The sequence below is a fragment of the Microcoleus sp. Pol7_A1 genome (assembly GCF_036701085.1).
GTDB lineage: Bacteria > Cyanobacteriota > Cyanobacteriia > Cyanobacteriales > Microcoleaceae > Microcoleus > Microcoleus asticus.
In genome coordinates this window covers 1-25384 of the sequence record NZ_JAUBQD010000083.1, presented here as the reverse complement: position 1 = coordinate 25384, position 25384 = coordinate 1, and the positions used below count along the sequence as shown (strand labels likewise).

Here is a 25384-nt window from a genome sequence, read left to right as displayed (position 1 = left end):
AACGTATTAAATTCAAGTCCAGTCACCCTACTTAATATTTTGTTACATACTTATGGATTTTCCCGCCGACCTACTTATGTCGCACACTATAAGATGTGAAACCGACACTCAATAAACTGTTGCCCGACGGCAAAATGTCGCTTTTATAAGTTTTGCAAAGCTAGATCGAATTATCGCCAGTATGCCTCTAACATATAAGCGATCGATTGACACCTATCTTTTGATAGGTTAAATTTGCTTGACATGACTGTAAAATCATAGGTCATTTAGGGAGTTCCCGAGTCCACTTTCCCGACTGATACCCGCACAGACGATCGATCGAAAAAGTATTTTGACGTAAAGAGGCACAAACCCATGAACTTTCAGTTTCAACAAGGTTATCTCAACGGAATGCACGCGCTGTCAGCCCATTTAACCAAAAGAATGTCAAAGTCTTTATCATTAGGTTTGGCGCTTTTGCTGGGAACAAGTGCAGTATTCCTGAGCAGCGACAAAGCCTTTGCATTAGACAATGTTACCGTAAAATACGGTGCTGTTGACGTAACATTACCGATAAGCGACTTGCAAAGCTTGGCACAAACTGGCAAAGCATCCTCTCAACTGCAAAGCGTTCTGAGTCTTGCGAAACAAACTCCAGAGTCGATGCGCGAAATATTAACGCGAGAAGTGCCTTTAGATTCCCAATTAGTAGCGCGGCTGGCAAATACTTATTTTGGGGACATTGTTTTTAAACAATTGGGCGAGGTTGCTTATACGCCTGCCACTCGTCTTCAAAGCGCGCCCGCACTGCGCGATGCTTTAGTCGCAGCTTCCAAAGATGGCAAAATATCGCTGCTGGAAGTGATGCAAAGTTACAGCCCTGCGGCCTTAGAAGTTGACGGCAATCAAGCTATGGCTATCTACGAGCGAGTGATTAAAGACGTGCAAGATTTGCAAGCTTTGTATCAGAATTCCCCGGCTTTGCAAAATACCGCAGGCCAAGCGGTGAATTCCGCCAGACAAATGATTTGTCAGCCCAGTCCCTCGGGAAGTACGAAGTAAATAACTGAAGTTGCAGGTAATTGGGAATTGGGAATTGGGAACTGCTGCTTTTTTTCCCTATTAGCTCTCGTTTTCAGCAATTACCAATTACCAATTACCAATTCCCAATTACCAATTACCCATTTTTTGAGATAATTGCTCGGCTACCCGTTTGAGTCGGCGGAGTTGGTCTTTCATATCTTTCTGCGTCCAAGGGGCTGCAAAGCGATTGAAACCAAATCTAATTAAAGGATTGGGAATTTGAAATTCAAAGCGGTTAATCAAGAGAGTTCCTTGGATTTGGGGCTGGCATTCCCAGCGATCGCATCCTTTGAAAAATCCGTCAAACCCCCACACAATTAAACCGGGTTGTCGCTCCAACACCACACTCTCTAAAGTGGGTTGCAAAACGGGAATTTTTATGGTAAATAAGCTGCGACTTCCTACAGCAGTATCCCATTCGCCCTCGGGATCGCAGCGCAGCAGGGGATTAAGCCACTTGTGCATTAAAGTGCGATCGACTATACACTGCTCCACCACAGTAGCAGCAGCGCTAATTTCAATGGATTGCTCGAAAACTTGACGAATTGACATGAGAACCTGCAACAAGGAGGGTATTACAAAACTTTGCTTACTTTAATAGTCCTTTATTTACTTGTAACGTCAATTTTTCCAGAAATTAAAAGATTGACACACTCATAAATACAGTGTATCATCTTGAATTAAAGTATATATACCGATTATGCAGTTAGTCGAAAGGCACGTCATTAAACCAAATCATAGGTTTTATCGAGAAGCCGATCGACTGTCTTGGCTGTGCAAAAATCTTTACAACAGCGCTAACTACATCTACCGTCAAAACTTTTTCGCCAGCCAACAAACAAACGCTCTGGCTGTTTATCACGCGCTCAAAACAAGTCCTGATTACAAAGCACTGCCCGCAAAAGTAGCACAAAGCACGCTCGGCTTAGTCCTCAAAGCATGGACTAGCTATTATCTGGCGGTGCGAAACTATCAGGAAGACCCAACTAAATTTAAAGTCGCACCTAAAATACCTCATTATAAAGGTTCAAGAGAGCGAAAAAGAGAGGACGGGCGCTATGTAGTTGTATTTAATTGTCAAGCTGTCAGCAAAAGAGCCTTAAAACAAGGATATGCTCGTCCCTCTGGGACTAATATTTGGTTGCCGTCAAAAGTCACCTCGATTTTGGAAATCCGGATTGTTCCCAAGGTAGGTTGTTATGTTGTCGAGGTGGTATATGAAAAGTTAGAACAGCCTTTACAAGTTAATCAGAGAGTAGCTGCCATAGATTTAGGATTAAACAATCTGGCAACATTAACCTACAATGTTCCTGGGTTAGTACCGACAATCTACGACGGACGGGCTGTTAAGTCAACCAATCAATACTGCAATCAAGTTTCCGAAGCATTGAAATCATTGCTACCTCCAGGGCAAAAAAACAGTAAAAAACTTGCCAAATTGTGGCACAAGCGTAACTGTAAAGTGGATTACTACCTCCACACGGCGAGTTCCGCAATTATTAAAGAACTCGTCAATCGTCAAATTGGCTTGCTGGTTATAGGCTGGAACCATGATTTTAAAGATGGGATTCATACTGGCAAGGTTAACAATCAAAATTTTGCCTGCATTCCCCATGCCAGGTTCGTGCAAATGTTGCAGTACAAAGGAAAACTTGCGGGAATAAAAGTTGTGTTAGTAGAGGAGAATTACACATCCAAATGTTCAGCTTTGGATTGGGAACCAATTCAACAACATTCCGACTACATTGGCAGTAGGGTAAAAAGAGGATTGTTCAGAACCCAAAATGGACGATTCATAAATGCCGATGTCAACGGTTCTTTGAATATTGGCAGAAAAGCAGTCGGAGATGGGTTTATCCCTAATTCGATAGAGGGTTTTGTAGTTAACCCAGTACGATTAAAAGCGTACAAACATTAAATTTAGGCGATGTCTAGATTTTGTGTAACTATTATTAAAGTTTCGTCTTTTCCATGTCAAATATGACGTTAACCTGAGAAAAAAATGAATGAAACTTGGCAAGAAATAACTCAACCGATATCGGGGCCAATAGCGGCTTTGTCCGATCGCATTTTGGCCCAGGCCCCGCCCCCCCCGAATCCGCTGACAGATGCCGAACGCGGAATTAACAATTTCATTCAGGGCTCAAACATTGAAAATCTGATCTGGGCCGTCGGTATCCTGCTAGTTGGCTTGATAGTATCAGCCCTCGTCTCATCTGTAGTCGGAGGATTGCTCAAGAAGACTACGATCGACAACCGACTGGCTGCTTGGATTACCGGCCGCCCGGAAGGAGCAGGATCTCCGCAAGTGGAAAAATGGATTTCTGCAGCGGTGTTCTGGATCATTTTTGTCTTTTTCCTAGTTGCGTTTTTCAACCGCCTGAATCTAACGGCTGTCTCGCAACCCCTCAATACTTTTCTCAATCAAATAGCTAATTTCTTGCCGAAGTTAGCCGGCGCGCTAATTTGGTTGGGGATTGCTTGGGTGTTGGCGACAGTCGCCAAATTGGCCGTATCGCGGGTGATGCGGACTTTTAGCGTGGACGAGCGCTTGAATCAGGAGGTGGGCACTGCGCCCAGGGAGCGCCCTTTGCTGCTGAGCGATACTGTGGCGAATGCCCTGTACTGGTTCATTTTTCTGCTATTTTTGCCGCTGATTCTGGAAGCGCTGCAATTGCAGCAGGCTCTGCTGCCGGTTAATAATTTGCTCAACCAAATTCTGGCGGCAATTCCGAAAATTCTGGAAGCTGTGCTGATTGGGTTTGTCGGCTGGCTGCTGGCTGTGGTGGTGCGGCGGATTGTCACAAATCTGTTGGCTGCTGCTGGGACGGACAGTTTGGGCGCTCGGTTTGGAATTTCGCGGACTGCGGGCGGACAATCGCTGTCGTGGATTGTCGGGACGATCGTCTATGTTTTGATTTTGATTCCAACGGCGATCGCAGCTCTCAACGCTTTGGACATTCAGGCGATTTCGCAGCCTGCTGTCGCGATGCTCAACGACATTTTGGGCGCAGTTCCTAAAATCTTCACCGCAGCGCTGATTCTGGCGGTTGCTTACATTTTGGGGCGCTGGGTAGGCGATTTGGTTACTAATATCCTGACCGGAATTGGCTTTAACAATGTCTTTTCTTGGTTGGGAGTGCAGCCGCCGAAACAGCGGCTGCGGCTACCGCCAAATTCGATCGATCCGGAGGCAACGATTCTTCAGGAACCGGAACTTCCGGCCCGCACGCCTTCGGAATTTGTCGGCATAGTGGTGCAGGTGGGCATCATCCTGTTTGCTGTGGTGGCTGCTACCGACGTGCTGCAGATTCCAGCGCTGACGGCGATTGTTAGCGGTATTGTGCTGGTTGCAGGCCGGGTGCTAGCCGGTTTGGTCGTATTTGCGATCGGCTTGTATTTGGCGAATCTGGCGTTTAGTTTGATTGCCAGTTCTGGAACTCGCCAAGCGCGGCTTTTGGGCCAAACGGCTCGGATCGCGATTATTGCTTTTGTTGCGGCCTTGGCGCTGCAACAGATGGGCATTGGCAGCGATATTGTGAATTTGGCTTTCGGGCTGCTGCTCGGGGCGATCGCAGTTGGCATTGCTCTAGCTTTTGGTTTGGGCGGGCGCGAGATTGCGGCCGACCAAATTCGCGAATGGTTAGCGTCGTTTAAACAAGATAAGACGCCGCGTTTGTAACTCTATAAAAAGGCGTTTGTCAAGTACAAACGCCTTTTTTTTATGCTTAATTTCATTACCGTCAGGCATCTCATCCCCGAAGAAGTGTGATAGGGAGCGTAAGTCCTATGGAATAAATTTACAGCCTCGGATCGACAGGTTCGCTTTCCATCGCTAAAACTCCGAAAACGCACTCGTGAACTTGTCTCAATGGAGCACCCGCAACAAATCGCTCCAATGCTTCTACACCGAGAGCAAACTCTCGCAACGCCAAAGAACGCTTGCCGGAAAGTCCGCGCGATCGCAATTTTTCTAAATGTTCTGGCAAAGAATATTCCAGACCATAAATAATTCGCAAATACTCTTTACCGCGACATTTCACCGCAGGCTGTACGAGTCCTTTGCTATTTTTCACAATAAAATCCATTGGTTTAACAACCATTCCTTCGCCTCCCGCCGCCGTCAGTTTTTCCCACCATTGAATCCCTGCGGATCTGCTGTCAAAATCGGCAATTTCAACTATTTTGTATTCAGTAGCTAACAGCAATTCAGGGTCAGCTTTACAAATTTGTGAAATCTGTTCCATGTGCCAACAGTGATTTTTGTCAGTGTGAACAGTTCCCTCGGTTGCCAAGATGTGGAAAGGCGCTAATTTGAGGTCCAAGAGCGATTTCACTGGCCAGCAGTAGCGCTGATAGGCACGAACATAGCGATCGGCTAGTTCGGCTCGCTCTTGGTAGCTAGTTAGCAAAGAATTAATTTCAACTCCCCGCTGTTTTGCCTGTTCTAAGTTCTTAATCGCCTCCGCAAACCCGTGACGAGATGCTGTTCCCACGGCGGCGTACTGCTCTTTCAATAAACCTTGAGCTTTGGCTGACCAAGGCATTAATTCGCAGTCCAAACACACCCAATCGGTTTGAAATTTCTCCCAAAAATTGCTGGCAGTGAGAGCGGCATTTACCCGCGCTAAAAATTCTCTTTCTAAGGTAGAATTATCGAAAAAATGCCGTCCCGTGCGGGTGTAGCAAATGCCCATACTCTCGCTGAGAATGCCAAAGCGGCGTAAAGCTGCCGATGCGTCGCGGCACACGATCGCAACTGCACGGGAACCCATGTGCTTTTCTTCGCACACAACTGTCGATATGCCCTGCTGTTGGTAGTAGCTAAATGCTTCGGCTGGATGTTCTAAAAGTCCTGGTTCGTTGGAGGTAGCAGCGGGAGACATTGTGGGCGGCAAATAAATCAGCCATTTGGGATTGGCTGCAAACCGACTCATTACTTCTAGGGCTGCGATCGCATTTTCTTCTTTAATCGTAATGTTACTTTGCAGCCGAGTTGAAATGATGCGTTTTCCCAGTACGTCGCTAATGTCCAGTACGTCATCAAACTGCTGTTGGGAGGTGAGATTCACTGCCGCCAAACCGCTAGTGATAGCGGGTGAATTCATGTCTCTATTGTTAAGTGGAGTTGGGCTGTCTTGAAAGAGGATCGGTTTGGCAGGTTCGCAGTAAATTCTAGCAGCAGGAACGCTGACAAATTCTCTTTCGGGATACCGCAAAGCTGTTAGTTTGCCCCCGAAAACGCAGCCCGTGTCAATATCAACAGTATTGTTCAACCATTCTGTTTCTGGAACCGGGGTGTGTCCGTAAACAACTGCTGCCTGACCTCGATATTCGGCGGCCCAATTGTACCGGACTGGCAAGCCGAATTCATCGATTTCGCCAGTGGTTTCTCCGTACAAGGCGAAATCTCGAATGTGGCGCGATGCGCGTCCCTGAAATTCAGCTTTCATCCCGGCGTGGGCGACGACTAATTTTCCGCCATCGAGGACGTAATGCCCGATCAAACTATCTAAAAATTGGCGAATTTCTCGTACTGCTGATTCGCGCAATTCATCCGGTAAAGCGGCAATTTCTGCTAAGGTTTGTTCGAGTCCGTGGTTGATTTTGACATTTTTGCCGTTGAGTTTTCGCAGCAGTTTGATGTCGTGATTTCCAGGCACGCACAAAGCTGTTTCTGCGAGTACCATGTTTCGCACGAGTTTGAGGGTGTCGAGAATGCGCGGGCCCCGATCGACCAAATCGCCCAAAAACACGGCTTTACGGCCCTCCGGGTGCGCGTAGGTGGGAAAATTCCCCAAATCGGATTCGCTGGATTTTTCGATAATTTGATAGCCCAACTGTTGCAGCAATTTCTCCAATTCATCGCAGCATCCGTGAACGTCGCCGATGATGTCAAAAGGGCCACAGTCGCTTTTGCGATTGTTCCACAAAGGTTGTCTCTCGACTTCCACCGCGTCGATTTCCTCTGGGGAACGGAGGACGTAAACGTACCGAAATCCTTCCCTATCTAGAGATTTGAGCGATCGCTTTAAATTCTGAACGTGGCGGCGAATTACATGATTTCCGAAATTGCGATCGGGACGCTGTTGGTTGCGATCGGCACACAATTTTTCTGGTAAATCTAGCACAATAGCAACCAAAAAGCAATGGTATTTTCGGGCTAATTCCAACAAAGATTTGCGGCTTTCCGGCTGAACGTTGGTGGCATCAATCACAGTTAGCTTACCTGCGGCCAGACGTTTAGCAGCGATTAAATGCAATACTTCAAAAGCATCAGCGGTGGCCGCTTGATTGTTTTCGTCGTCGGAAACCAGACCGCGGCAGTAATCCGAGGAAATGATTTCTGTAGGTAGGAAATGCTGCCGCGCAAAGGTGGATTTGCCGGAACCGGATGCACCGATGAGCAGGACTAAAGATAGTTCGGGAATCGTAATTTTCATAATTTCATTGCGAGGGTCGTGAAGCAATCGCAAAGCCTTTGAATCACCCCAAGCTAACAAGGGGGTATTTTTTCGTTTCCTTTATGCACTGAAAAGAAGGGCACAGCATCGGGGAAGAGCATAGTCCTCAAATTGTATTTGCGACCACTGGGCGTAGTCACGGCCATGATCGATTTCAAAGTCGCTGGTGGCGCATAAGCCGTCAGAATAATTTGGTTTCCTTCATCGTCTAAATAATAGTTGGTCTCATTTGTCAACCAAAACAGAACTCTCCAAACCTGGATGTGACTCGGCATAAAAATTTGCAAGCTTTTCATCACCACAGCCTCAGTGGTAGCACCGTCTGCGGCTTCCCAATCGTATTTACCCTGGATGACCTGGGTGTTCGGCATCAACGTCAACGTGTAGGGATTTGCCTTTACTTTTTCATTAATGCTAAATCTGCTCCCGGCATTTCCGGCATCCCCCTTAAATATGCCAGTTCGATAGTTCGCACGTGGCAGTCCCAAAAAATTTGCGATACTGTCTTTGCAGAATATTCGACAAAAATTGTAGTCAATGTCAGTAGGAGGAAGGAGGCTTCTATTCCTTTTACTTGCGGGAAGAGGAGCGTGAAAGGGGAACTTAGAACCCCGTAGAGGCCGGCCATTGATGGGCATATATTTTTAATATCTCCAATTATATTTCTCTCAATTATATAGAACCTATTGTTCGTCAGTACGGCTCTGACCAAGATATTTAACTAATCGATTTTTGTCAACAGTCCGAATTTGAACGTTTGACTACCATTCCCACTCAAACTCCTTCCACTCAGTAGTCGTGATATCATCAAGAAGGACATCATCATGTTGCTCTGCCATTTTTGCGAACGCTTCCTCCCAGTCGGCACGCGGTTTTAGGGTTCCAGAAATGACGAACCAGCCGGCACGCGGTTTTTGGGCTGCACGAATGACGATCCGATCGCCCTGAACTTCGATTTCTACTGCTCCGCTAATACCAATTTGCTCTAACCAAGATTTGGGAATGTGAATGCCCTGAGAATTGTCAATTTCAACGATCCGGGTTTGAATAGATTTACTCATAGCTGAAGCCTGCATTTTTCCAACTTTAACTATATTGTAAGCACAAACAGAGTGTCGGTATTATTATCAATGGGCAAATATTGCCATTTGCGTAGGCGAACCTACTTCTAAATCTTCAGTTCCCACACAACGAAACTCTACCCCACAGCCAAACCGTTCGGCAACGCCATTCGCCCAAGTTTGAAATTCGGTTCTTGTCCACTCAAAGCGGTGATCCCGGTGGCGAAATTTGCCCGCTGGCAAGTTTTCAAACCGAACATTATATTCAATATTTGGAGTTGTGACGATCGCACTTTTGGGTCGGATAAATTCAAACAAAACCCGCTCAAAAGCAGCTAACCGTTCTAAATCCAGATGTTCAATCACTTCAATTACCGCCGCCGCATCAAAACCAGTCAAGCGGCTGTCCCGATAAATTAGCGAACTTTGAATTAGTTGAATGCGAGATTGCTGTGCGGGAGACAATCGATCGATTTGCAAACGTTCCCTGGCAATTTCCAATGCACGAAAGGACACATCGACGCCTGTAATTTGTTCGATCGAGCTTTCTTTCAAAAGCAATTTCAGCAGTTTTCCCTCACCGCAGCCCAAATCTACCACTCGCTTAGCACCACTTTGCTTTAAAACCTCCGTCACAGCTTCCAAACGCTCTTGATTCAAGCTAATGCGCTGTTCTAAAACTTCCTCTTCTTGCTGATGAGAAACTTCGAGCTCCTCAGGGTCGATATTATCTGCTTCTGCTAACTGTGCCACAGCAATTCGCGTCAGACGGCGCTGGCGTTTCAGATAGCGGTTGACAATTTGTTCGCGCGCGGGATGCGCGTTCAACCAACCTTCGCCGTGATGCAATAACTTCTCGATTTCATCATCGCCCACCCAATAATGTTTGTCGTCATCCAACACGGGAATTAGCACGTAAAGATGGCTTAACAAATCCGCCAAACGAATTGTATTTTGCAGTTCCACAGAAAAGTAAGGACTCGCGCCCCACTCGGGAAATTGCTCGTCAAGAATCAGGGGTTTTGCTGCGACTTGATAGCCAAGTGGCTCAAACATTTGCCGCAGGAACTTCTCGCCACCGCGACAGGGCAAAACCGACAGATTAACTGTCAAAGGAATAGCTGTTTCTGCGAGTTCTGGGCGGTCTTTGCAGCGACCGGATAGAGCTGTACTAAAGACTTTGGCGAGGGCGACAGACAGAAACGAAGAGGCAACGTAGGGGCGATCGTTCACGTATTGTTCGAGGGGGCGATCGCCCGATTTCGACTTGCCCCGCACCAAAGCAACCGGATCGACATCTAACAGTAAAGCTGCCGTGCACTTTTCTGCATTTGCCTCTGGATAAAACACGCTGGCTTGCCCGAAAGTCATCGGAAAGGATTGATGGCGATCGGGATGTTTGTGCAGCAATAACCTAAATCTGTAGCAGGGACGCGAGTTGTGGAAATAGTTAATAACACAGGACTTACACAGGCAGACTTTATATAGTGTACAAAAAATATCGAGAGGACTTACGTACAGCCTCAATATACGGTGCTGACGCGGTGACAAGCAAGTTGAAAGACTTGATAGGCAACGTTTTGAGTTGATCGACCTCAAGAAAGATGCTCGCGGGCGATCGTCAATGAAAGAGGGTGGGTATCGTAGAGAATGAGGTTCAAGGGCGATCGCTGCCCAGGATCGTTATCAATAAGCTTATCAAGAAACCATCATCTTTTTCTAGGTCAATCCGCATCAACGATTTACCGATCGAGGTAAAAGAGGCGCTATCACCCCGTCAGGAAATTTCCCATTTAATTATTAAAATAGGTGTATTTTTATTAAGATCGGTAAACAACCTAAAAAGTTTCAGTCTCATCACTCACCTCGGGGTATTATACTGAAAAAGTCAGTCTAATTAATAGTTAGACCTCAGCATATTTGAAGCCTAATATTTGAAGCATAAGATAAGGATAAAATTTGCTATGTCTGAAGTATGTTTTAATGTCAGTGGTCATAAAATACAATTAATTCTAAGCCTGTCGGGAAAACAAAGTATTGTTCATGATAACAAAACGATTTCCGAAAAAAATCCCTATCTCGCTCCGACCTCTAACCACTATTTTAAAGTCAGTGAAGATGGAGAACTGTCAAGCTATGAAGTGGTTTTCAAAGCCAAGTTTTCGGGTGTAATAGAATATAGTGTTAAACGAAATAATGTGCTGGTTAAAAAGGGTACATTAAGTGCATTCACACCCGGGCTAATGAGGATATCCTTTTTTTCCATTGGTCTGGCTCTGTTCTTAAATAGAATATCTTTAATTTTTATTCCACAATTTAGAGAAGTTTTCCTTCAGTCGCTTTTAAATTATATTGATCTCGGAATAGATTTGCTGTTTTCTATTGCTTTTTTGGGATTTGGAATCTCCTTAAAGAGAGTTCTTTTAAGAAACTTGCGCTTTGTGACCACAGTGCTCTGGATTCATATAGGTCTAATGATTTTCGGCTTCTTATCACTTATTTTCCGCTACCTACAAGAAGGAATTATTTTGAGTAACATTTGGGTTATTGCTATGAAACTTGGATTTATCTGGCTGTTTTGGTTTCTTTTGAACAATTGTGAGGCGCTAGCTCAAGAATTTAAGTCCCAATATTCCTAATGTGAGAGTTATCCGGCGATCGTCAAAGCAGGGCATAAAGTGCGCAGTGCCAGCATTGTCAAGATCCGAGCGAGCGATTTGCGTCATCAAGGGCGATAGTAATAATTGGTAATTGGTAATGGATAATTAGTAATTGGTTGTTTATTTTTTTTATTTATTTCATAGTTGCTCCTTGTTCCTTTGTGCTTTTTCTCACTGAAATTTCTGTTTTTCCACACTTCCCAAATCCAACTTAGCCCGCAACTCCTCCTTAATCCGATTTAAAATAGAATCCTCATCCAAAGAAGACAAAATCTTGCTCACAACAGCTTTTGGCCCATCATCTCCCCAAGAAGCACCATTAGCCAAATAAGCCTTAGTAACTTGACCGATACCGTAGGAAGAAACCCCCGCGATCGCAGCTTGCGTCACCGCCACAGACAAATAAGGCCCTAAAGCCAAACCCCCCGTCGCCGGCGTCGCCAAACCCAACAATCCTTTCAACGAGCTCAAACCAAAATTAGCCAACAATTCGCCCGCAGTAATTCCCCCCATACTAATCGCAATCTTTTGCAGCAATTCCACCGCGCCCGCTTCCGTCATCGCAATGCCGTAAACTTTAGATAAAGTTAATATCATCACCACATCAATTACCGCACCGCTAAGAATATCAACTACAGTAATTGGATTAAGTGCGATCGCCACCGCTTTCGTCATTACCGCATTCCAGATAATGCGATTAGCCGCCTCATCTCGAATTTCCATTTTTCGCTGCACCAACTGCTCGTTAATATCCCCCGCACAGAGCATCGTATTCAGCGCGACCAAAGATTTGCCTTCCCGGTCTAAAATCTCTAAAATCTTTAATTTTAAATCTTGCACTTGTGGCAAACTGCGAGTCATTTGCACGCCCATACTTCCGTCGGGACGGCGCACCGCCCTCGCCGTCAAAGGCGAAGCCGCCGCCATCACAATTTCATCGGGAGACAACAATTCTCTCACGCGATCGTCTCGAATTTTATGATAAATTGCCAGCCTATCTGCATCGGGATACTGGTCAATTTTATTAAACACTAATAACATCGGTTTTCCGGCTTCCCGCAACTGCGAAAGTGCTGCGTATTCCACCTTCGTAATGTCGCCAGCCACCACAAACAAAATCAAATCTGCTTGTTGAGCAACGCGGCGGGCTAAAAGTTCGCGAGTTTCGCCGTCAACTTCATCTATTCCCGGAGTATCGACTAATTCAACTTGCGACAAACGGTAAATAACTGGCGAAAGTCGATCGGGCAAATTCTCATCAATTCCCTCTCCGACATCCCACTGGCCGATAGTCGTCGTGCGAGTCACCCCGTGAGTCGGGCCAGTTTCAAACACATTTTGACCTAGCAGCGCGTTCAAAACCGAAGATTTTCCCCTTCCCACCATCCCAAACACAGCTATTTGCACGCAAGCGCGCTCTAGCTTGTCGAGCATTTTCTCCAACCCGCCAATTTCCGGTTCCAGTCCACTTCGCTCTTGAACTGTCAAATCGAGATTTTCTACTATATCTCGCAGAGCATCTTTAGCGTGGCGCAGGTTGAGTTCTGCCTGAATGTCTGCGAAGCTTAAAATTGTGTCATCTAATTCGCGATCGACATTTGAAAAATCCGAGGCTTCAGTCATTGTTACCTAATGTTATAGCTTTGCTTCACTTAAAGTTTCAACCGATATGATGCCATTCTAGCTTTTTCCGTCTGCTTTGTACATTAGGGCTACGGCAATGGCGTGTTTATAATCCGGGTAGGGACACAGCAATGCTGTGTCCTTACCAGGATTAGGACACAGCATTTCTGTGTCCCTACAGATATGATGTCAAATCTGTGTGTATCTGGTAGGGAAACGCCATTGCCTTGTCCATAATCTTGGTAAAAAAATGGCATTCTCCTGTCCATAATCCTGGTAAAAAACGGCATTCCCGTCTCCTGACGCGGATTAGGAGACAGCAATGCTGCGTCCCTACAGATATCATGTAAAACCTGTTTAATTTACAACAATGATTAACCCCATCAAAATCGCCAGTTATCCATTTCCTTTACGTGTGATAATTTTCCTATTAATCTTGCTAGCAATTTGGCTGCCGCTAGCAGCACCAATTTATCTCTTAGTTAAAGATAGTAACCTAGCAACTATTCTGACAATGGGATTGTTGTTTGCAGAGTTTCTGTTCCTAGTGCCGCGCTGGGGAAAACAGGTTTACGGAGAAACCCAATTACTCAAAAGTTACGGTTTAATCAATACGCGAAAAAACGGTTTTGAGCTTTTAATCGGATTGGCGATCGGGCTTTTGCTCACTTTCAGCTTATTTGCGGTGCAAGGGCTGTTCGGCTTAGTCGCGTGGCAAAATTCTGATAATTTGCCGAGAATCATCGCAGAAGGGCTGTTAAGCGCCCTTGGAGTCGGTTTTGCGGAGGAGTTGGTATTCCGTGGTTGGTTGCTGGACGAGTTGCAGCGGGATTACAATTATAAAATATCTCTGTGGGCGAATAGCCTGGTGTTTGCCCTCTCTCATTTTATCAAACCTGTCGCGGCAATGCTGGGGAGTTGGCCGCAGTTTCCGGGGTTGTTGTTGCTGGGTTTGATATTGGTTTGGGGAAAAAGATCGCGCCAAAATCGCCTCGGTTTGTCGATCGGGCTTCATGCAGGTTTAGTCTGGGGATATTACATCATTAACATCGGGCAGTTAGTGCGATATTCGGGTTCTGTACCCAACTGGGTTACTGGAGTTAACGGCAATCCGCTAGCTGGCGCAGTGGGGCTGTTGTTTTTGAGTGTATTGGCTTTGGGAATGCGAAAAATGTCCGAACATTCCAAAAGTTTGTAGTAAGGACGAAGAGTCCTTATTTCAGACTACTTGGAGGAGTAAACTCCTCACTACCAAACAACTTATTACGAAATTGATAAACTTATGAAACTCAGCATCTTTGCCATTGCCACACTGTTAACTTATCCAGGTTTATTTGCTCCGGCAAACGCACAAAATACCGCTCAAGTCAAGCCAAATAATTCTTTAGTTCAAGTGCAGCCAGCGCGAGAACAAATTCTCAATGCTTGCGTCCAGAATCAGGCTGAAACTCTGCCCAATCCTTTTACTGATGTACCTTCCAATCACTGGGCTTACAAAGCTGTTTTAACAATGTATTATTGCGGGGCTTACCGAGAAGCGACGCCACCTGCTTTAATTAAAGAATTACTGGAATCGGGAGATACTACTAGAGAAAGTTTGCCTTCGCGATTATCGTTTCCCAATTCCCCATTACAGCCATTTCCCGTGATTAATTAAAGAATTACTGGAATCGGGATATCCTACTAGAGGAAGTTTTTATTCCCGATTACCTTTTCCGCATTTCCCATTACCAACATTTTAAAACTCAGCCCGAACCGTAAACGAATAATCGCCACCAGGTTCAAGCTGATAATCCCATTTTTCCAGAAAACGGTGCAGCGGTTCCTGAATCAATGCCCTACCCTGAGAAGGCTCAAGTATCAGTGTTTTTTCTGACGTGAAACGCCACTGAAACTGCCACTCAAAATTGCCGGCAGTCACTTCACCCTCAATCGTGCCTTTTTGCCAAGATTGGCCAGTAACTCGGACATATGCAGTTGTTTCAGGCAAACGTCTCGAACTCACCTTTTTGTTTCCGCGTTTGTTTCTGCAATTGTGCGACTATTGTAAAGGCTCATGGCTTTTTCTACTCCTTGGTGCAGACTCAGTTCCACAGCTTCTACAACCAGTTTAAGCACTTTTTCTACTAACTGACTTTCCTCTGAGGAAAACTTTCCTAACACGAAGGAAATCGTATCTTTCTCATTTTTAGCAGCATCGTTTTGAGGTTTGCCGATGCCAATCCGCAAGCGGGGAAATTTGTCTGTCCCCAAATGAGAAATTGTCGATTTCATGCCGTTGTGTCCGCCGGCAGAACCGGCAAGCCGCATTCTCAATTTCCCGATCGGCAAATCCATATCATCGTATACTATTAATACCGACTCTGCAGGTATTTTGTACCAATCCGTCGCCGCCCGAATCGCTTGACCCGACAGATTCATGTAAGTAAGCGGTTTCAGCAAGCGGATTTTCTGTCCCCGCGGCCGGTTTCCCTCGCCAAATATGCCTTGAAATTTGCGATTTTCCGACAGGGAAATCTGCCAAGATTTAGCCAAGGCATCGACAGCATTAAAGCCTATGTTGTGTCGGGTGCGATCGTATTTAGGTTCGGGATTTCCCAAACCAACGATTAGCTGGGGAATCACTAACTCCGCTGGTGTTTCCGACTTCTGAGTGTTGTTCATTTAACTGTCTGTGCTATCTTCCTTGGGAGTAGCCGCCGCGAGTTTTTCAGTTTCCGGTTTGCTGCTAATTGCTACTGCTTCTTCTAGCTGCTTGGCTTCCCGAGTGAACTCCGACTCAAAATCCCGCGAAGCGTCTTGAAAGCCCCGAATTGCCTTCCCCATACTCCGGCCGATTTCAGGTAATTTTTTCGGGCCGAATACCAATAGTGCGATCGTAAAAATAACGGCCATTTCCGGCAAACCAATGCCAAAAATATTCATGGTTTTTCTCCTGCAATTTGTTTAGTTACTTCTTGTTTATTTATGCCAAAAGTAATCGGAAAGGGTAAGGAAAAACGGGAAAACTTAGCTTTTACCCTTTCTCCTCAACCCTCAGCTTTTACTTTTAGCCTTACTGTTTTGCGATCAATTTTTAGCGGCCTAGGCTCGACCAATCCATATCCACATTCTCCAGAATCAGCGAAGAGTTGTAGATTTGCAAAATAATCAACAAGAACACGAAAAACAGTCCAATGAACACGCTCATCAATAGCGTGGTTCCCCAGCCGGGGGCTACCTTGCCGTATTCTGAGTTAAGGGGTTTGAGTATATCTCCTAACCAAGTCCGTTGTGCCATAAGTCACCTGCAATGAATCTCTACAGAAAAGTTTGACATATTTCTACCGCTAATTGCGATCGCAATTTCTCAGAAGTGCGGGAGACTGGGGGAGCCAGAGCGGGGGAGGGGGAGTGGGGGAGCCGGAGACAGGCAGAGTGTCCGAGGATTTGAGGATTTTTCGACCTCGCCGTAAAAGATATAATTTGAATGCGTGACAGTTTAATTAACTCCCAATAGTAACGCTCTCCCCCTCTCGCGCTCTCCCCTTTTTCGCTGCCATACCGTACCGCGCCTAAAAGCACTAGACTTTCAGACGGATTGTTATTTTTTGTAATATTATAGAGTGGAGCACTCATAATCGATCAAAAATATGGAACCCGCAGCAGTTCTCGGCATTTCTCTCGGTGTGTGTCTGGTGGCAATCACCGGTTTCTCGATATACACGGCTTTCGGCCCTCCCTCTAAGGAATTGAGAGATCCTTTTGATGAACACGAAGATTAAAGAAGAAGGAAGTTCGGCAACGGATTTTGTAACGGATTTTGTAACGGATGGAAGGAAGAAAGCCCTTCGGCTTCGCTCAGGATAAAAAGAGGGAAGAAGTCGGAGGGAATTCGGAAGAGGGAATATTTTCACAATTATCCCCCTACCTCACTCTCCACTCTCCATCGGGGGCAAGCACTCTTGGCATCGCCCCTACAAAACTTCTCTCTGACTCTCCCAGCCAATGCTATTTTCTTCAAAAACACACTAAATCTATATTTAAGAAATCTATCTTCCAGTTAAAGTAAAATTTATCAAGTTTCAGGCAAAAGCATAATGGGCAATACCTTTGGGCATTTATTTCGGATATCGACATTTGGGGAATCTCACGGTGGCGGTGTGGGAGTAGTAATTGACGGTTGCCCGCCCCTGGTGTCGATCGACGCATCGGAAATTCAAGCCGAACTCGATCGCCGCCGCCCCGGCCAAAGCAAAATTACCACGCCCCGCAAAGAAGCAGATACCTGCGAAATTCTGTCGGGGGTGTTTGAAGGCAAAACTTTGGGGACGCCGATCGCAATTTTAGTCCGCAATCAAGACACTCGCCCCCAAGATTACGGCGAAATGGCGACTACCTACCGCCCTTCCCACGCTGACGCTACCTACGATGCTAAGTACGGAATTCGTAACTGGCAAGGCGGAGGTCGATCGTCCGCGAGAGAGACAATTGGTAGAGTAGCAGCAGGGGCGATCGCTAAAAAAATTCTCAAACAAGCAGCAGGAGTCGAAATAGTCGGCTACGTCAAACGCATCAAAGACTTAGAATGTGTCGCCGACCCGGACACTGTTACCTTAGAACAAGTAGAAAGCAATATAGTTCGCTGTCCAGATGCCGAATGCGCCGAAAGAATGATTGAACTGATCGAAAAAGTTCGCGACAGCGGAGATTCGATCGGCGGTGTAGTCGAATGCGTCGCCCGCAACGTACCCAAAGGCTTGGGAATGCCCGTATTCGACAAACTCGAAGCCGATTTGGCCAAAGCCATCATGTCGTTGCCCGCCAGCAAAGGCTTTGAAATTGGTTCGGGCTTTGCCGGGACTCTGCTCAAGGGCAGCGAACACAATGATGAATACTATACTGATGACAAGGGTGTAATTCGTACAGTCACGAATCGCTCCGGCGGAATTCAGGGCGGTATTGCTAACGGCGAAAATATCATTTTGCGGGCGGCCTTCAAGCCAACTGCGACAATTCGCCAGCAGCAGCGCACAGTTACCCGAGAAGGCGAAGAAACGCTGCTGGCTGCCAAAGGGCGGCACGACCCTTGCGTTTTGCCGAGAGCTGTGCCAATGGTGGAAGCGATGGTAGCTTTAGTGTTGTGCGACCACCTGCTGCGCCATCACGGACAATGTGGAACCTTAAAGTCTGAATTTTAAAATGGAAATCAGCTTGTCCTCAGTAGTGGCAACTCCCGTTGATTGCCCTCAACCCTCCGAATCAATAAAAGGTATAGATGATTTTGTCGTACAGTTCTGGGGCGTGCGGGGCAGTGTTCCGACACCCGGACAGGAAACTGTTCGCTACGGCGGCAATACTTCTTGTTTGGAAATGCGAGTCGCTGGCAAACGCTTGATTTTTGACGGCGGAACTGGCTTGCGGATGCTGGGAGACCAGTTGGTGCAAGAAATGCCGGTGCAAGCTTATATGTTTTTTACTCACTATCATTGGGATCACATTCAAGGGTTCCCGCTGTTCGCCCCAGCTTTTATCCGCGGCAATAGCTTTGATATTTACGGGGCGACTCCGCCGGATGGAGATTGCATGAAAAGGCACTTTGTCGAACGGGTGCTGCACTCGAATTCGCCGGTGCCGCTGATGGGTTTGCAGGCAGATTTGAATTTCTACGAACTCAATCACAACCAGACGATGATGCTGGACGATATTGAGATTAGGACGGGTTCTCTGAATCACCCTAATACTGCTATGGGATATCGGGTGACTTGGCAGGGACGATCAGTTGTTTACTGTTCGGATACTGAACATTTTCCCGATCGGCTAGATGAGAATGTCTACAATTTAGCCCTCGACGCTGATGTGCTGATTTACGATGCGATGTACACCGACGAGGAATATCACAACCCCAAGTCTCCGAAGGTGGGTTGGGGACACTCGACTTGGCAGGAAGCGGTGAGAATGGCTAAGGAGGCCCGGGTGAAACGAGTGGTAATTTTTCACCACGATCCTGCTCACACAGACGATTTTCTCGATCGCATCGCTGAAGACGTGCAAATCGCTTTTCCGAAGGCTGTCATGGCCCGCGAGGGTCTTATTTTGCCGATCGGCTTCTGAACATTCGCCTCCGGGGCTCGATCGAACCATCAACCGATCGAACCATAATTGTTATGTGAATATGTGGCTCTGGCCGCGAGACCAGAGCCACAATTTTTTTTAATTTGCGGCAAACTCTTAACTGCATGGTATAATTCTTGCTTGTTAAGTTTTTAGGCAAAGTATTTAAGGTTTTTTTTATTGTTCAACCGCGTCCGCCAGACGCCAAGACGTAAGATAATTGGAGGATTCCCAAGGGTGAAAAGGAGACAGTTTTGAATGTCAACAAACACGGCGAGGCGAGGAGCTCGCACGCCTGAGTGCTAGTCTGATGCCAGTAGACTTCCAGAAGCCTTGTTACAGATTAATTATTAAGGACAAAAACAGAAGTTATAGCTCTGATCGAGTAAAAGGTCGATCGGTTTTTTCGGATCGTGAATATTGACAACTGTCAAAAGCTAATAGCTTTTAGGTACAAACTGAAAAAATTTTCAGCAGTCAATTTAACTAACCAGAAAGAAACGATCGTTCTTGGGTTTGGCAGTAGCTCCGGCAAGCGAATGTTATGACTTGACTATCAAAATGGGAAATTTACGTTTTAGATCTTCAGCACATCAATACAGATGGATTGCCTTAGGCAGTTTTGCTGTAATTATGGGTATTTCAGGCGCCCTGGCCTACCGCCTCGCCCCGCTCCCCGGATTCATGGCTCAAGGCATTCTCACTTCTAATAATCCGCCAGTCAAATTTTCGAGCACGGGCACGACAATTCTCAAACAGGGAGAGCAACTCACCCCAGAGGTTCTGCTGGCAGATAATGTTGTCAAAGCAGTGGCAGATGCAGTTAAGCTGTCGCCCCAGCAAGTTCGACAAAATGCTAGTGTCAAAATTTCTAAGCCGGAACAACCCCTAGAGATTGTTGTTGGCTATCGCTCGCTCGATCGGGAGCAAGCAATCCAAACGGCGGATATGTTGATGAAGGGCATGGTTGAAAAAAGCCGCCTGATTAACAGATATCGGTGGCAATCAGTCAATCAGTCGCTCAACCAACGCTTGGCACAAGTCACTCAAGACCTGAAACAAGCTCAGCAAAAACTCGACCAATACGAAAGAGAGCGCGCTCGCCTGTTGCAGCAAATGAAGCTGCAGCAAGACTTTTACAACAAAACTCAGCTTGCAATGGCGGATACGCAAGCCTCGGAAAAAGAAATGGTCAGCAGTTTCGCCGCCGCTACAGTGCCGCAAATTGTGGCGACGCCCACGAGCGATCCGACAGTGCCTCTGATTTTGGGAATTGGCTTGCTGTTGGCGATTTTGGTCAGCCGGGGTTTGATTCCTTCGGTGGCCGATTGGAAGTACAAAGCAGCTTTTCAGCGAGAAGAGAGCGAAAGGCTCCAAAGTGCTTTGTACCGACTGATCAAAGAAGGCCGCGGCGAAATCACTCTGGTGCGGTTTGCGATGGAAACGCGACTGTCGCCGGATGTGGCTCAGCGTTTTTTGAACCAACAAGCTGAAGTCTTTAATGCCAATTGCGAAATTAAAGACGACGGCAGCATCTTGTATCACTTCCACATTTAAAGGGCTGCGGGCGATCGCGCTCCACAGAAGACTTTAGCCGATCGGGCCATCACTGCTCGATCGGCTTGTTTTTTTGTTAATAGGACTTATATCAACTTCGGTCGATCGACCATCCCGGTCTCGGTCTGCGCGGGTTTACTGAATCTATAACTTATACTACTACTACATATTTTGGTGAACCCGCCGACGCGAGCTGGCGTTGCGGTGATTTTACCCGACATAATATTACGATGGTCAACCCGGTTTCTTAGCTTGTAGGGTGCATCAGGGTTCAAAATTGCTCGATCGACAAAGGTGTTGACCACCCTAGATCGCCCTAAGATTCTGCCAGTTGCGTCCAAGACTGTCTAAAAAATCAAGACTGTCTAAAAAATATTTTATTTTTGTGTTGCTCTCGCTTAAATATATGTGTAATTATAAAGAATCAGTAAATTTACGGTTGTTTTTTACCTGCGTTAGCGGATCGAGCGCTAATTTGTGGTTAAATATCTCTTAGGACGTGTATCACCTCCGTATAAATGCTTTAGTCTAGATCCATTACTTGTTGAGGGAAGTTATGTAGTTTCACATCAGAAACTTCATGAGGCAAGAGCCTGAAATCACACTCCCCTTCAGAAATCCTACGTTTTCATTTTGAACTTTTGTAATCACCTAGAGGCAAAACCATGATTTTTGGAATAATTTGTTCTTTTGTCGTAGCTTACTTTTTGCTAATGTCGGTTGCTAATTACGGCGACACTGGAATGTAAACCTGTTAAGGCACTCATAGACCGAGACAGAAGGCAGCAGGCAAAAAAAAGCTGTTTGAAAACTTCGATTAAGTCTCAGCTTGGGTCGTGTCTGTCGTGCTTGCTCTGGCAGGAAAATGGATGGATGAAGGAGTCGTTAAGTACCGCTGTGACTGGGAAGAGGCAGACCCTGTAGCTGCCCGGAACATAGCAGATTTGATGGACTGGCGCGATCGGCTCCACTCTTGGGGATTAATTGGCGTCTACGAAAATGGCATAGGGTTTGGCAACGTCAGCGTCAGGCTCGGCAATTCTTGCCAATTCGTGATTTCGGGAACCCAGACTGCACACTTGAGGACTCTGGGGCCAGAATCCTACTGCACTGTTACCGAATTTAACTTAGAACAAAATTTCCTCGGCTGCCGGGGCCCCGTACCAGCTTCGTCGGAGTCTCTGACTCACGGGGCCCTGTACCTTCAGAGAGAGGATGTGGGCGGCATAATTCATGTCCACAACCCTCAACTATGGCAGCAACTGCTGTTTAAGATTCCTACTACTAGAAAAGAAATACCTTACGGCACTCCCCAGATGGCGTTAGAAATGTCTAGACTTTTTGAGGAGGAGAATTTGGCAGATCGCAAAATTCTGGCGATGGCCGGTCACGAGGACGGAATTATCTGTTTTGGCAGCACCTTGGACGAAGCTGGCAAAGTGCTTTCTGCTGCGATAGGTTAGACGTGATATCTTGCACTGTTCTCATAAAAAGCTCAGAAACCTGGTTTATTGACAAAAAACCTAGGATTTTAGGTGGGTCTGCGGCCAGAAACTAAAGTGATGACGTGGGTGCCTGATGTGAGTTAAACTGGGCTTTACCCTTGACCTCTAGCCGATCGAGCGATCGATCTAGCCTCACGGGTTCCAAACTTTTAAACTGCCTCTTGCCTCTGCGGTAAGGGAAAGATATTTTTAAAGAGAAACAAACTATATAGCAAAAGCTGAGAGTCATCGTGAATCAAACTAAACTTGTAAGCTCAAAAGAACTGCAATCAGAGGTATCTCGTCTCACCGAAGAGCTGCAAATGCGCGACCAATTGGTGCAGCAGTTGTCTCAAGAACTTTTCAGGCTGGTGAAGGGAAATTCGAGTTTTGTGCCGGCGCCGGAAGTTTCCGATCGCCACCAAGCTCAAATGCAGGCTATGCGGGAACAACTGCAAGCTGTTGAAGAACAGGTGAGTTTTTATCAGGAACAAATTGCCGAGCGGGATGCTGAGGTTTACCAACTGCGGCAGTCGGTGCAGGAATTGACGGATCGCTCTCGGATGTTAGAACAGGTGGTTCAGGAATTGCCGGGGGTTTACCGCCAGAAGTTTGCCGAACGGATCGAGCCAATTAAGGAAAAATTGGATCAACTGCAAAAGGAAAACCGCCAGTTGCACACTGAGTTGCAAAGCGTAACTTACCGTCTCGCTGTGCGGAGCCGCAAGGCTAAGGGCCTGGATCTTCCGAGCGTGGATGCTGAGGACGATCGGGGCATTCAAATGCCGAGCTTTGGCAATGTCTAAGGTTTTGATTGTGGCGGATGCCCACAAAGGCCCGGCGGAAGCTCTGTTGCGGACGATCGCTAAATCTAATCATTTAACAGAAGTCAATATCTGTGGGGTTTCGGAACTCAATTCTGGCGCGATCGCTCCGGGCGGGGCGATCGTTTTTCCTTTGACGCTGGATCTGCCGTCCCATCTGGTTTTTCCGGGTCGGGACGTGTTTCGATTTTGTAGCAATATTTGGGCGGCGCGCGATCGAGTGTCCCAGGAGTTGCAAGTACCCGTCGGCGATGGCAATTTTTGGCTGCCTGTGGTGTTGACGCCAAAAGGTCCACTCTATGCTGAGGCGATCGGTGCGGAAGCTGACAAGCACTCTGGCGAGTTGAGTTACTCTCAACCGGTGCATTTGTCGGATCTTTGGCGGCAGGAACTTTATGAGTTGGCTTACCGCTTGCTGAATCTTTTAAATGCGCCACCGGCGACTTATTTGATGCAGTTCGGGTTCGTAGGGGAAAGGATTTGTTTCGATCGACTTTGGCCTTTTCCGGCTGAACCTGCGATCGCTTCTGTCGGCGTTCAAGTACCAGATTTATTTGTCTGTCATTGGTATTGCTTGACAAATAAGCCTATCTATGATATCCAAATTTGCTCTGCGGTTATTTGAAGTCTATGGGAAAGTTGAGATTTGAGATTCGATCTTGGGAGATCGTTTTAATCAAGCAACTAGAGCCGGAGTTTCAGCGGAGATAACTTGGTCGAAACTGTCGAAGATTTCAAAGAGTTGGTCGAGTTGAGTAATTTCAAATATTAGCCGGACTGTTGCTGAGAGGTTGCAGATGACGAAGCGACATCCCCGGTGGCGGGCGGCGTTGAGTCCGCCGACTAAGGCGCAGATCCCGGAACTGTCGATGAAATCTACGTCGGCCATGTCAATTACCCAAAGTTTATGGCGATCGGGCGCAATTTCTGCTAGCTGTTGCTGGAGGAGGCTGCCTGCTTGGGAGTCGAGGCAGTTTTGAGGCTGGAGGATGATGGGTTGGTTGAAGTTGGGAAATTCCATAGCAGTTATCCTAGGATTGTAAAGTATGAATAAGGGAGTTCAGTTGCTGATTCTGTTGAAAGAATCAGGGGATTTCAGCGTATGTTGGAGGAAGGGCGATCGCCGTTGTGGGAATCGGTGGGGATAGCCGTTGCGATCAATTTAGCAGGAAACTGGCTAGCGATCGCGCGGAAGGCAACCGCATCAATTCTTTATTAATTTATTATGCCTGGAAGGCTAATTTTTAGGTTAGCCAGCGATCGCGAGTTTAGTGTGTTCTTCATCACAGGGAAAGATTGCACTATTGGCTGAATCGAGCCAATATATAAATGTATTGAGCTTTGCAAAAGTTTACGAAGGCAGTATCGAATGTCTTTTGAGTTTTTATCGTTAGAGACTATTCAGCAGTTGGCGCGCGATTACGGCTACTGGGCAGTATTTCTGGGAATTCTGCTGGAAAATTTGGGAGTTCCTCTTCCAGGGGAGACAATTACAATTGCTGGCGGGTTTTTAGCTGGCAGCGGGGAACTGAATTACTGGTATGTACTCGGCAGTGCGATCGCGGGTGCTACTGTGGGCGGAAACCTTGGTTATGCGATCGGCAGGTACGGCGGCTGGCCGCTGCTGCTGAATCTGGGAAAATTTTTCCGCTTTCGGGAAGAACAACTGTTTGACTTAAAAGAACAGTTTAGCCAAAATGCAGCTAAAGCTGTTTTTTTGGGCCGTTTCATTGCACTGCTGCGAATTTTTGCTAGCCCCCTAGCGGGTATTGCAGAAATGCCTTTTTGGAAATTTTCTCTGTTCAACATTCTGGGTGCTGCCAGTTGGGCATCTGTAATGGTAAGTTTATCCTACTTCTTGGGACAAGTTGTGTCTTTGGAGAAGTTGGTAGCTTGGGCGGCTCAATTTGCGGTATTTGCTTTGCTGTTAGCCGTTGCTTGGATTGCAATTCCTATTTGGTTGGAGTCGCGGAATTTGGACAAGACTAAGTAAGATTGGTGGTTAGACTTTTTGCAAGACTTCTGGATTTTCTGTTTTTAACTGCAGATAAACGCAAAGGAACGCAGATATTATCTATTTTTGCAAAAAGTCTAATCATTGTCGATCGCCTATTAATAAGTCAGGACTTCTGTATTCAAAATAATCAAGTTTGTAGCGAGAAATTCTGTTCTAAAAATAATTAAGTTTGTAGTGAGAAATTCTGTCCTAGATAGGGAAACTATTAGTCAATAAGGACTAAACCCCTTACTACCAAGCAGTTTTATTAGTAATTAACATAACATCATATAAAGTAGAAGTTTTATCTCCCACAACTGAAGCGTTTGACATCTAATAAAGCTTTACGTTGCTTTTCTGGCTCGTGCTTAAGTTTATCCAATTTTACTAAGAGTAATTGTTGCTCCCGTCGATTTTTGATTTCAGCAAATAATTGCTGCGCTTGTGCAATCACAATAACTCGCTCTTCTACAGGCTCCATTTTGGGAGCGTGTCACTTTTGCGACAAGTATAAATACTCAAAACAAGTGGGGCAAAGGTTTTGAGCTATTGTTGGCAAA

At 46.2% G+C, this 25384-nt stretch carries 27 protein-coding genes; 14 read left to right on the top strand and 13 right to left on the bottom strand.

What is annotated here, in order from left to right:
* The first annotated feature begins 354 nt into the window (after window positions 1–354).
* Window positions 355–1041 carry an alpha/beta hydrolase gene (locus QUA20_RS28745; RefSeq protein ID WP_333193462.1) on the top strand — a complete coding sequence of 229 codons (687 nt, stop codon included), beginning with the start codon at window positions 355–357 and terminating at the stop codon, window positions 1039–1041.
* 108 nt (window positions 1042–1149) lie between these two features.
* On the opposite strand, the gene QUA20_RS28740 is transcribed toward QUA20_RS28745, so the two are convergent.
* Window positions 1150–1614 (bottom strand): SRPBCC family protein, encoded by a 465-nt coding sequence (locus tag QUA20_RS28740; protein WP_172192329.1) that lies wholly within the window; start codon window positions 1612–1614, stop codon window positions 1150–1152.
* Between the two features lie 148 nt (window positions 1615–1762).
* Here QUA20_RS28740 and QUA20_RS28735 point away from each other — a divergent pair, with 148 nt between their 5' ends.
* Together QUA20_RS28735 and QUA20_RS28730 are read left to right on the top strand one after the other, a co-directional pair.
* Window positions 1763–2980 (top strand): transposase, encoded by a 1218-nt coding sequence (locus tag QUA20_RS28735; protein ID WP_333193460.1) that lies wholly within the window; start codon window positions 1763–1765, stop codon window positions 2978–2980.
* A gap of 84 nt (window positions 2981–3064) precedes the next feature.
* Window positions 3065–4744, top strand: coding sequence for a mechanosensitive ion channel (locus tag QUA20_RS28730; protein ID WP_333193458.1), 1680 nt, complete (start codon window positions 3065–3067; stop codon window positions 4742–4744).
* 118 nt (window positions 4745–4862) lie between these two features.
* On the opposite strand, the gene QUA20_RS28725 is transcribed toward QUA20_RS28730, so the two are convergent.
* The 4 genes from QUA20_RS28725 to QUA20_RS28710 form a co-directional block, all read right to left on the bottom strand.
* On the bottom strand, window positions 4863–7505 hold the full coding sequence (locus tag QUA20_RS28725) for a polynucleotide kinase-phosphatase (protein WP_333193456.1): 2643 nt from the start codon (window positions 7503–7505) through the stop codon (window positions 4863–4865).
* A gap of 53 nt (window positions 7506–7558) precedes the next feature.
* Entirely contained in the window at window positions 7559–8014 is a 456-nt protein-coding gene (locus QUA20_RS28720; RefSeq protein ID WP_333193454.1) for a hypothetical protein, read from the bottom strand.
* A 273-nt stretch (window positions 8015–8287) separates the two neighbouring features.
* Window positions 8288–8587, bottom strand: a complete 300-nt coding sequence (locus tag QUA20_RS28715; RefSeq protein ID WP_333193451.1) for an AbrB/MazE/SpoVT family DNA-binding domain-containing protein — start codon at window positions 8585–8587, stop codon at window positions 8288–8290.
* A gap of 66 nt (window positions 8588–8653) precedes the next feature.
* Window positions 8654–9997 (bottom strand): 3' terminal RNA ribose 2'-O-methyltransferase Hen1, encoded by a 1344-nt coding sequence (locus QUA20_RS28710; RefSeq protein ID WP_333193449.1) that lies wholly within the window; start codon window positions 9995–9997, stop codon window positions 8654–8656.
* 554 nt (window positions 9998–10551) lie between these two features.
* On the opposite strand from QUA20_RS28710, the gene QUA20_RS28705 reads away from it, so the two are divergent.
* Entirely contained in the window at window positions 10552–11226 is a 675-nt protein-coding gene (locus QUA20_RS28705) for a hypothetical protein (RefSeq protein ID WP_333193448.1), read from the top strand.
* A 192-nt stretch (window positions 11227–11418) separates the two neighbouring features.
* Here QUA20_RS28705 and QUA20_RS28700 read toward each other — a convergent pair whose 3' ends face one another.
* Window positions 11419–12870 (bottom strand): GTP-binding protein, encoded by a 1452-nt coding sequence (locus tag QUA20_RS28700; RefSeq protein ID WP_333193447.1) that lies wholly within the window; start codon window positions 12868–12870, stop codon window positions 11419–11421.
* A gap of 370 nt (window positions 12871–13240) precedes the next feature.
* Here QUA20_RS28700 and QUA20_RS28695 point away from each other — a divergent pair, with 370 nt between their 5' ends.
* A complete protein-coding gene (locus tag QUA20_RS28695; RefSeq protein WP_333193444.1) occupies window positions 13241–14068 on the top strand; it encodes a CPBP family intramembrane glutamic endopeptidase in 828 nt (275 codons plus the stop codon).
* Between the two features lie 84 nt (window positions 14069–14152).
* Complete coding sequence (locus QUA20_RS28690) at window positions 14153–14527, top strand: S-layer protein (RefSeq protein ID WP_333193442.1); 375 nt, start codon at window positions 14153–14155, stop codon at window positions 14525–14527.
* Window positions 14528–14608: 81 nt separating this feature from the next.
* Here QUA20_RS28690 and QUA20_RS28685 read toward each other — a convergent pair whose 3' ends face one another.
* From QUA20_RS28685 to QUA20_RS28665, 5 genes are all read right to left on the bottom strand, one after another.
* Complete coding sequence (locus QUA20_RS28685; protein WP_332958583.1) at window positions 14609–14875, bottom strand: DUF3146 family protein; 267 nt, start codon at window positions 14873–14875, stop codon at window positions 14609–14611.
* Window positions 14872–15534, bottom strand: coding sequence for an aminoacyl-tRNA hydrolase (pth, locus tag QUA20_RS28680; RefSeq protein WP_015176009.1), 663 nt, complete (start codon window positions 15532–15534; stop codon window positions 14872–14874). The genes QUA20_RS28685 and pth overlap by 4 nt, the downstream gene beginning before the upstream one ends.
* A complete protein-coding gene (locus QUA20_RS28675; protein WP_333193439.1) occupies window positions 15535–15795 on the bottom strand; it encodes a TatA/E family twin arginine-targeting protein translocase in 261 nt (86 codons plus the stop codon).
* A gap of 151 nt (window positions 15796–15946) precedes the next feature.
* Entirely contained in the window at window positions 15947–16150 is a 204-nt protein-coding gene (psbH, locus tag QUA20_RS28670) for a photosystem II reaction center phosphoprotein PsbH (RefSeq protein ID WP_172189685.1), read from the bottom strand.
* Between the two features lie 20 nt (window positions 16151–16170).
* A complete protein-coding gene (locus tag QUA20_RS28665) occupies window positions 16171–16488 on the bottom strand; it encodes a hypothetical protein (protein WP_333193437.1) in 318 nt (105 codons plus the stop codon).
* Between the two features lie 14 nt (window positions 16489–16502).
* Between QUA20_RS28665 and psbN the strand changes: the two genes are divergently transcribed.
* From psbN to QUA20_RS28630, 7 genes are all read left to right on the top strand, one after another.
* Window positions 16503–16634 (top strand): photosystem II reaction center protein PsbN, encoded by a 132-nt coding sequence (gene psbN / locus QUA20_RS28660; RefSeq protein ID WP_333193435.1) that lies wholly within the window; start codon window positions 16503–16505, stop codon window positions 16632–16634.
* A gap of 315 nt (window positions 16635–16949) precedes the next feature.
* The gene (aroC, locus tag QUA20_RS28655; RefSeq protein WP_333193433.1) at window positions 16950–18050 is read left to right on the top strand and encodes a chorismate synthase; all 1101 of its coding nucleotides are present in this window, start codon (window positions 16950–16952) and stop codon (window positions 18048–18050) included.
* Between the two features lies 1 nt (window position 18051).
* Entirely contained in the window at window positions 18052–18963 is a 912-nt protein-coding gene (locus QUA20_RS28650) for an MBL fold metallo-hydrolase (RefSeq protein WP_333193431.1), read from the top strand.
* A gap of 561 nt (window positions 18964–19524) precedes the next feature.
* Window positions 19525–20520 (top strand): hypothetical protein, encoded by a 996-nt coding sequence (locus QUA20_RS28645; RefSeq protein WP_333193429.1) that lies wholly within the window; start codon window positions 19525–19527, stop codon window positions 20518–20520.
* Window positions 20521–21389: 869 nt separating this feature from the next.
* Window positions 21390–21983, top strand: coding sequence for a class II aldolase/adducin family protein (locus QUA20_RS28640; RefSeq protein WP_333193464.1), 594 nt, complete (start codon window positions 21390–21392; stop codon window positions 21981–21983).
* Window positions 21984–22255: 272 nt separating this feature from the next.
* Window positions 22256–22810, top strand: coding sequence for an Npun_F5560 family protein (locus QUA20_RS28635; protein WP_172189697.1), 555 nt, complete (start codon window positions 22256–22258; stop codon window positions 22808–22810).
* Window positions 22803–23453, top strand: coding sequence for a hypothetical protein (locus QUA20_RS28630; protein WP_333193427.1), 651 nt, complete (start codon window positions 22803–22805; stop codon window positions 23451–23453). Before QUA20_RS28635 ends, QUA20_RS28630 begins: the two co-directional genes overlap by 8 nt.
* 51 nt (window positions 23454–23504) lie before the next feature.
* Here the strand turns inward: QUA20_RS28630 and QUA20_RS28625 are convergent, their stop codons facing one another.
* Window positions 23505–23849: an STAS domain-containing protein gene (locus QUA20_RS28625; protein WP_333193425.1), complete on the bottom strand. Its 345-nt coding sequence runs from the start codon at window positions 23847–23849 to the stop codon at window positions 23505–23507.
* Window positions 23850–24197: 348 nt separating this feature from the next.
* Between QUA20_RS28625 and QUA20_RS28620 the strand changes: the two genes are divergently transcribed.
* Window positions 24198–24821: a DedA family protein gene (locus tag QUA20_RS28620; RefSeq protein WP_172189700.1), complete on the top strand. Its 624-nt coding sequence runs from the start codon at window positions 24198–24200 to the stop codon at window positions 24819–24821.
* A 307-nt stretch (window positions 24822–25128) separates the two neighbouring features.
* On the opposite strand, the gene QUA20_RS28615 is transcribed toward QUA20_RS28620, so the two are convergent.
* Window positions 25129–25305 carry a hypothetical protein gene (locus QUA20_RS28615; protein WP_333193422.1) on the bottom strand — a complete coding sequence of 59 codons (177 nt, stop codon included), beginning with the start codon at window positions 25303–25305 and terminating at the stop codon, window positions 25129–25131.
* Window positions 25306–25384 lie beyond the last annotated feature (79 nt).